The following is a 6,742-nucleotide window of genomic DNA, read 5'->3' as shown; positions in this document are numbered from 1 at the left end:
TAGGAAGAATCAAACGGGCTAGGGTTAAAAGGGTATCGTAAGTAGTCATAAGTTTTTGCCACAAAGATAGCTACTTCTAAGATACCCCACAAGATTTTGCGGCTGACCCGCTATATGGGCTATTCCCGTAATTTTCGAAAATCACCATTCTTCTCGTAACGTGATAGAATAAGTAATGTTCTTAAATAAAACAAAACACCCAATTTTACTTTATTGGGTGTAAAATTGGGTGCTCTTTTTATATTTTACTGACAATCAGTGTTTATTGCGGTGCGTACGGGACTCGAACCCGTGACCCCATGCGTGACAGGCATGTATTCTAACCAACTGAACTAACGCACCATTATTTCATTTTTTTTCGTTGCTATCTCTCTCGATTGCGGTTGCAAAGGTAGGCATTTCTTTGATATCTGCAATAGCTATGGCGAACTTTTTTTTAAGCGTTTTGTGTTGTGTTTGCTTTATATCCTCATATAGAGAAGTTTGGAAAAATAAGAAAAAGTGAATTTAACAACTGTTTAGAAATACGCTTATACACTGTTTTATTCTTGACATGAAATCCTTTCTTGGAGGAAACGAAACATTTAGGGGCTTCTTTTAAACTTCTTGCTCGAAAAGTTCGTTGTTTTGCAATAAATCGTTATTTTTGCGAACTCTAAACGAGAATGTTGTAATTTGAAAATGATAAAAAAGAAATTTTAGGATGATGAAAACAGCCAAACTGTTGCTGCACTGCCCTGACAAACCAGGCATATTGGCAGAAGTAACAGACTTTATAACGGTGAATAAAGGTAATATTGTCTATCTGGATCAGTATGTAGACCATGTAGAGAATATCTTTTTCATGCGTATTGAATGGGAATTGAAAGATTTTCTGGTGCCTCAGGAAAAGATAGAGGATTATTTTGCCACTTTGTATGCACAGAAATATGGGATGAATTTCCGTCTCTATTTCTCCGATACAAAACCGCGTATGGCCATCTTTGTTTCAAAGATGTCCCATTGCTTGTTCGACTTGCTGGCGCGTTACACCGCTGGTGAGTGGAATGTGGAGATACCTCTTATCATAAGTAATCATCCCGATTTGCAGCACGTGGCCGAGCGTTTCGGTATTCCTTTCCATCTTTTCCCCATCACCAAAGAGACAAAGGAGGAACAAGAGAAGAAGGAAATGGAGTTACTGGCAAAGCATAAGATAACTTTCATAGTGCTGGCACGTTACATGCAGGTCATTTCCGAGCAAATGATAAACGCTTATCCCAATAAGATAATCAATATCCATCACTCTTTCCTTCCGGCATTTGTGGGAGCGAAGCCCTATCATGCTGCGTTTGAACGTGGAGTGAAGATTATTGGAGCCACCAGCCACTATGTTACCACAGAGTTGGATGCCGGTCCCATCATAGAGCAGGATGTGGTGCGCATTACACACAAGGACACTGTACAGGATTTGGTGAACAAGGGTAAAGACTTGGAAAAAATTGTGCTTTCCCGTGCTGTTCAGAAACATATTGAACGCAAAGTGTTGGCATATAAGAATAAAACGGTAATATTTAATTAGTTGATAATTGATGGTGGGGAACCTGTCATTACCTTTCAATTATCACTTTTCAATGGTCAATTCTCAATTAAAAAATGAAAGTTGCAGTTATCAAATATAATGCAGGCAATATCCGTTCGGTGGATTATGCTTTGAAGCGCCTGGGAGTAGAGGCAGTGATTACGGCGGATGAGACTGTGCTGCGTGCTGCCGATAAGGTTATCTTTCCCGGTGTGGGAGAGGCGGAAACCACTATGAACTTTTTGCGTACCGGTGGTATGGATAGCTGATAAAGGAGTTACGCCAGCCGGTATTGGGCATTTGCCTGGGCATGCAGTTGATGTGCCGCCACTCTGAAGAGGGGGATGTGGATTGCCTGGGTATTTTTGATACTGATGTGAAACGTTTCATTTCGCAGAGGCACGAGGATAAAGTACCTCATATGGGATGGAATACCATTGCCGGGACGAATAGCGGACTTTTTAAAGGCTTTACTAAAGAAGAGTTTGTCTATTTCGTACATAGCTTCTATGTGCCTGTCAATGATTGTACGGCGGCCGTGACGGATTACATTCATCCGTTCAGTGCCGCTTTGCATAAAGACAATTACTACGCCACACAGTTCCATCCGGAAAAGAGTGGAAGTGTGGGAGAGCGTATTTTGCGGAATTTCCTGGAACTGTAAATCGTCAAATCGTAAATAAAATGATAGAACTGATTCCCGCTATTGACATTATTGACGGAAAATGTGTACGCCTTTCCCAAGGCGATTATGACAGCAAGAAGGTGTACAACGAAAATCCCGTGGAAGTGGCTCTGGAGCTGGAGGCTCATGGTATCCGCAGACTTCATGTGGTCGATTTGGACGGTGCGGCTTCCCATCATGTGGTAAACTACCGCACGCTGGAACAGATAGCTGTGCGTACGTCTCTTATTATAGATTTTGGAGGTGGGGTGAAGAGTGATGAAGATTTGGTGATAGCTTTTGAGAACGGTGCGCAGATGGTGACCGGCGGCAGCATTGCTGTGAGGAATCCCGAATTGTTCTGCAAATGGCTTCAAATGTATGGATTTGAGAAAATTATTCTCGGTGCTGATGTGAAAGAGCATAAAATAGCCGTCAACGGTTGGAAGGATGAGAGTGGCTGCGAACTGTTTCCGTTCTTGAAAGACTATGTGGAGAAGGGGGTCCATAAGGTTATCTGTACTGATATCAGTTGTGACGGAATGCTGCAAGGACCATCGATAGCACTGTATAAGGAGATACTGGAACATCATCCTGAACTCTATCTGATAGCCAGTGGAGGCGTAAGCTGTGCCGATGATATACGCAAGCTGGAAGCAGCGGGTGTGCCTGCTGTTATTTTCGGTAAGGCTCTGTACGAAGGCCGTATCACCTTCAAAGAGCTGGAAAACTTTGTTAGTTGAAAGGTGAAAATTGAAAGGTGAAAATTTTAAATTAATCACTTATAACTTATAACTCAAACCGCCGTGTTAGCAAAAAGAATCATTCCTTGCCTCGACATTAAAGATGGGCAGACCGTGAAAGGTACCAATTTCGTGAATCTTCGCCAGGCAGGCGACCCGGTAGAACTGGCGCGTGCTTATAGTGAGCAGGGTGCCGACGAACTGGTTTTTCTCGACATCACAGCCAGTTTTGAAGGCCGTAAGACTTTCACTGAATTGGTGAAACGCATAGCTGCGAATATCAGCATTCCTTTTACAGTAGGTGGAGGCATTCATGAACTGGGTGACGTGGATAGGTTACTGAATGCAGGTGCCGATAAAATTTCCATCAATTCCTCAGCTATCCGCCGTCCCGGATTGATAGACGAGATTGCGAAGAACTTCGGTTCTCAGGTTTGTGTACTGGCCGTTGATGCCAAACAGACAGAGAAGGGATGGTGGTGCTACTTGAACGGTGGCCGTGTGGAAACGGATAAGGAACTGTTTGCGTGGACAAAAGAAGCCCAGGAACGTGGTGCGGGCGAGATATTGTTCACCAGCATGAATCACGACGGTGTCAAGACCGGTTATGCCAATGAAGCGCTTTCCTGCCTTGCCGACGGATTGTCTATCCCTATCATTGCATCGGGAGGGGCAGGTGCCAAAGAGCATTTTCGTGACGTCTTTTTGCAGGGAAAAGCGGATGCTGCCCTGGCAGCCAGTGTTTTTCATTTCGGAGAAATCAAAATTCCCGAATTAAAATCGTATCTTTGTGCCCAAGGAATTGCGATGAGAAGATGAAGGTGGGTTTATGATTGGACGATTTATGATTGGGATTACTCAAGCAAATCATAAGTCTCCAGTCACTTAAGGTAATATCAATCGTAAATAGTAAATAGCTAAATCGTAAATAAAATGGATTTTGACAAGATGAACGGACTTGTTCCGGCGATTATACAAGATGCAGATACCGCTAAGGTGCTGATGCTTGGCTTCATGAACAAGGAGGCCTATGACAAGACGGTGGAAACAGGAAAGGTTACTTTCTTCAGCCGTACCAAGAATCGTCTTTGGACGAAAGGTGAAGAGAGCGGCAACTTCCTGAATGTGGTTTCCATGAAGGAAGACTGTGACCGGGATACGTTGCTGGTGCAGGTACATCCCGTAGGCCCGGTTTGCCATACCGGTACAGATACCTGCTGGGGCGAGAAGAACGAACAACCGGTTATGTTTCTGAAGCTTCTTCAAGACTTCATCTGCAAGCGTCATGATGAGATGCCCGAAGGCTCTTACACGACCAGCCTTTTTCAGTCCGGTGTCAACAAAATGGCACAGAAAGTGGGCGAAGAGGCTGTGGAAACCGTTATTGAAGCTTGCAACGGTACGGACGACCGCCTGATTTATGAAGGAGCTGATTTGTTGTATCACCTCATCGTGCTGCTTACGTCCAAGGGATACCGCATTGAAGACCTTGCGCGCGAATTGGAGGAACGTCACAGCGCCACGTGGAAGAAACACTAAATAATTAATAATTAAAAATTAAAATAGGGGTGGGCGAGGCGCTGATAAGATATACGGACGTAGAGATACACCAGCAGGAGTTGTGCGTGCTGAACGATGTGAACTTGGAACTTCACAAAGGGGAGTTCGTGTACCTGGTAGGTAAAGTGGGCTCCGGCAAGACGAGCCTGCTCAAGACTTTCTATGGCGAACTGGATATTGCATCGGGCGAGGCCGAAGTATTGGGGTATGACATGCTCCATATTAAGCGTAAGCACATCCCGCAGTTGCGCCGCAAGCTGGGAATCGTATTCCAGGACTTCCAGTTGCTGACAGACCGTACGGTGTACGACAATCTTGAATTTGTTCTCCGTGCTACCGGCTGGAAGAGCAAAGGGGAGATTAAGGATAAAATTGAAGAGGTGTTGAATCTGGTGGGTATGAGCAACAAAGGATATAAGCTGCCCAATGAACTGTCGGGCGGTGAGCAGCAGCGCATTGTGATTGCGCGTGCAGTGCTCAACTCTCCGGAGATAGTCCTTGCGGACGAACCTACCGGGAATCTTGACGTGGAAACCGGACATGCCATTGCCGAACTTCTGCACGGTCTCAGCGAAGCCGGTGCACTGGTGGTGATGACCACACACAACTTGCAGTTGCTGCGAGAGTTTCCCGGTAAGGTGTACCGTTGCGCAGACCATCTGATGACTGATGTTACAGCAGAATACGCCCCTGCAATAACCAATGATTAGTAGTTAAGTAGTTATCTCTGACTACTGATTCTTATAAAGAACAGAAATTAATGATAAAGCTCCGCAGCTGCCTATTTGTAGCTCGTAGCTTGTAACTATAAACTAATTAATACAGGAACGAAAATGAAAGTTTTAAAGTTTGGAGGTACTTCAGTAGGTTCGGCTCAGCGAATGAAGGAAGTGGCCAAATTGATTACCGATGGTGAACGTAAGATTGTGGTTCTCTCTGCCATGTCGGGTACCACAAACACATTGGTTGAGATTTCGGACTATCTGTACAAGAAGAATCCGGAAGGTGCCAACGAGATTATCAACAAGCTGGAAAGTAAATATCGCCAGCACATTGATGAACTCTTTGCTACTCCGGAGTATAAACAGAAAGGCCTGGAACTCATCAAATCACATTTTGACTATATCCGTTCTTATACCAAAGACCTCTTCACTCTGTTTGAGGAGAAGGTGGTGTTGGCTCAGGGCGAGTTGATTTCCACCGCCATGATGAACTACTATCTGCAGGAATGCGGTGTGAAGTCTGTGTTGCTTCCGGCTTTAGAATACATGCGTACGGACAAGAATGCCGAGCCCGATCCGGTCTATATCAAGGACAAGCTTCAAATTCAGCTGGAACTGCATCCGGATGCTGAGATTTATATTACTCAGGGTACATCTGCCGCAACGCCTACGGAGAGATAGACAATCTGCAGCGTGGCGGAAGCGACTATACGGCTTCGCTGATCGGTGCTGCCATCAACGCTTCCGAAATCCAGATTTGGACGGATATCGATGGCATGCATAACAACGACCCCCGTATTGTGGACAAGACTGCTCCGGTGCGTCATCTGCACTTTGAAGAGGCCGCCGAGCTGGCGTACTTCGGTGCCAAGATTCTGCACCCCACCTGCATCCAGCCTGCCAAGTATGCCAATATCCCCGTCCGTCTGCTCAATACGATGGACCCCACTGCTCCGGGTACGCTGATTTCCAATGATACGGAGAAGGGTAAGATTAAGGCGGTGGCTGCCAAGGACAACATTACGGCCATCAAGATAAAATCCAGCCGCATGTTGCTTGCTCACGGATTCTTGCGTAAGGTTTTCGAGATATTTGAGAGCTACCAGACTTCCATCGATATGATTTGTACCTCAGAAGTGGGTGTGTCCGTATCTATCGACAATGTGAAGCATCTCAATGAAATTCTGGATGACTTGAAGAAGTATGGCACAGTGACGGTGGACAAGGACATGTGCATCATCTGTGTGGTGGGCGACCTTGAATGGGAGAACGTCGGTTTCGAAGCCAAGGCATTGGATGCCATGCGCGACATACCGGTACGTATGATTTCTTTCGGTGGCAGCAACTACAATATCTCTTTCCTTATCCGCGAGTGCGACAAGAAGGCAGCGCTGCAGTCACTCAGTGATGCGCTGTTCAATGAGGAATAAGATTTCTCGTACTCTTTTTTAGGCGCGGATTACGCGGACTGCGCGGATAGAAAGCAAAAAGA

The 6,742-nt window shown here is 45.5% G+C and carries 5 protein-coding genes, 1 tRNA gene and 2 pseudogenes; 7 read left to right on the top strand and 1 reads right to left on the bottom strand.

Annotation, left to right across the window (positions count from 1 at the left end):
- Positions 1 to 268 precede the first annotated feature (268 nt).
- Positions 269 to 342, bottom strand: a tRNA-Asp gene (locus JCM16496_RS09820).
- A 361-nt stretch (positions 343 to 703) separates the two neighbouring features.
- Here JCM16496_RS09820 and purU point away from each other — a divergent pair.
- The 7 genes and pseudogenes from purU (at position 704) to JCM16496_RS09785 (ending at position 6,680) form a co-directional block, all read left to right on the top strand.
- The gene (gene purU / locus JCM16496_RS09815; RefSeq protein ID WP_025833989.1) at positions 704 to 1,561 is read left to right on the top strand and encodes a formyltetrahydrofolate deformylase; all 858 of its coding nucleotides are present in this window, start codon (positions 704 to 706) and stop codon (positions 1,559 to 1,561) included.
- Positions 1,562 to 1,635: 74 nt separating this feature from the next.
- Positions 1,636 to 2,225: pseudogene (hisH, locus tag JCM16496_RS09810) on the top strand (imidazole glycerol phosphate synthase subunit HisH).
- Between the two features lie 20 nt (positions 2,226 to 2,245).
- On the top strand, positions 2,246 to 2,968 hold the full coding sequence (hisA, locus tag JCM16496_RS09805) for a 1-(5-phosphoribosyl)-5-[(5-phosphoribosylamino)methylideneamino]imidazole-4-carboxamide isomerase (protein ID WP_025833987.1): 723 nt from the start codon (positions 2,246 to 2,248) through the stop codon (positions 2,966 to 2,968).
- Positions 2,969 to 3,031: 63 nt separating this feature from the next.
- Complete coding sequence (gene hisF / locus JCM16496_RS09800) at positions 3,032 to 3,787, top strand: imidazole glycerol phosphate synthase subunit HisF (protein WP_025833985.1); 756 nt, start codon at positions 3,032 to 3,034, stop codon at positions 3,785 to 3,787.
- A gap of 114 nt (positions 3,788 to 3,901) precedes the next feature.
- Positions 3,902 to 4,507 carry a bifunctional phosphoribosyl-AMP cyclohydrolase/phosphoribosyl-ATP diphosphatase HisIE gene (gene hisIE / locus JCM16496_RS09795; RefSeq protein WP_025833983.1) on the top strand — a complete coding sequence of 202 codons (606 nt, stop codon included), beginning with the start codon at positions 3,902 to 3,904 and terminating at the stop codon, positions 4,505 to 4,507.
- A gap of 29 nt (positions 4,508 to 4,536) precedes the next feature.
- The gene (locus JCM16496_RS09790; RefSeq protein ID WP_128809528.1) at positions 4,537 to 5,238 is read left to right on the top strand and encodes a cell division ATP-binding protein FtsE; all 702 of its coding nucleotides are present in this window, start codon (positions 4,537 to 4,539) and stop codon (positions 5,236 to 5,238) included.
- Between the two features lie 123 nt (positions 5,239 to 5,361).
- A pseudogene (locus tag JCM16496_RS09785) lies at positions 5,362 to 6,680 on the top strand (aspartate kinase).
- Positions 6,681 to 6,742: the final 62 nt, after the last annotated feature.

Origin of the sequence: Bacteroides rodentium JCM 16496 (assembly GCF_000614125.1) — a bacterium.
Lineage (GTDB): Bacteria > Bacteroidota > Bacteroidia > Bacteroidales > Bacteroidaceae > Bacteroides > Bacteroides rodentium.
Note: the sequence above shows the minus strand (reverse complement) of the source record. Positions and strands in the feature narration are given on the sequence as shown.

Bases quoted from the DNA above. Each gene is read 5' to 3' on its own strand.
- purU (WP_025833989.1), top strand. From the start codon at position 704: ATGATGAAAACAGCCAAACTGTTGCTGCACTGCCCTGACAAACCAGGC.
- hisA (WP_025833987.1), top strand. From the start codon at position 2,246: ATGATAGAACTGATTCCCGCTATTGACATTATTGACGGAAAATGTGTA.
- hisIE (WP_025833983.1), top strand. From the start codon at position 3,902: ATGGATTTTGACAAGATGAACGGACTTGTTCCGGCGATTATACAAGAT.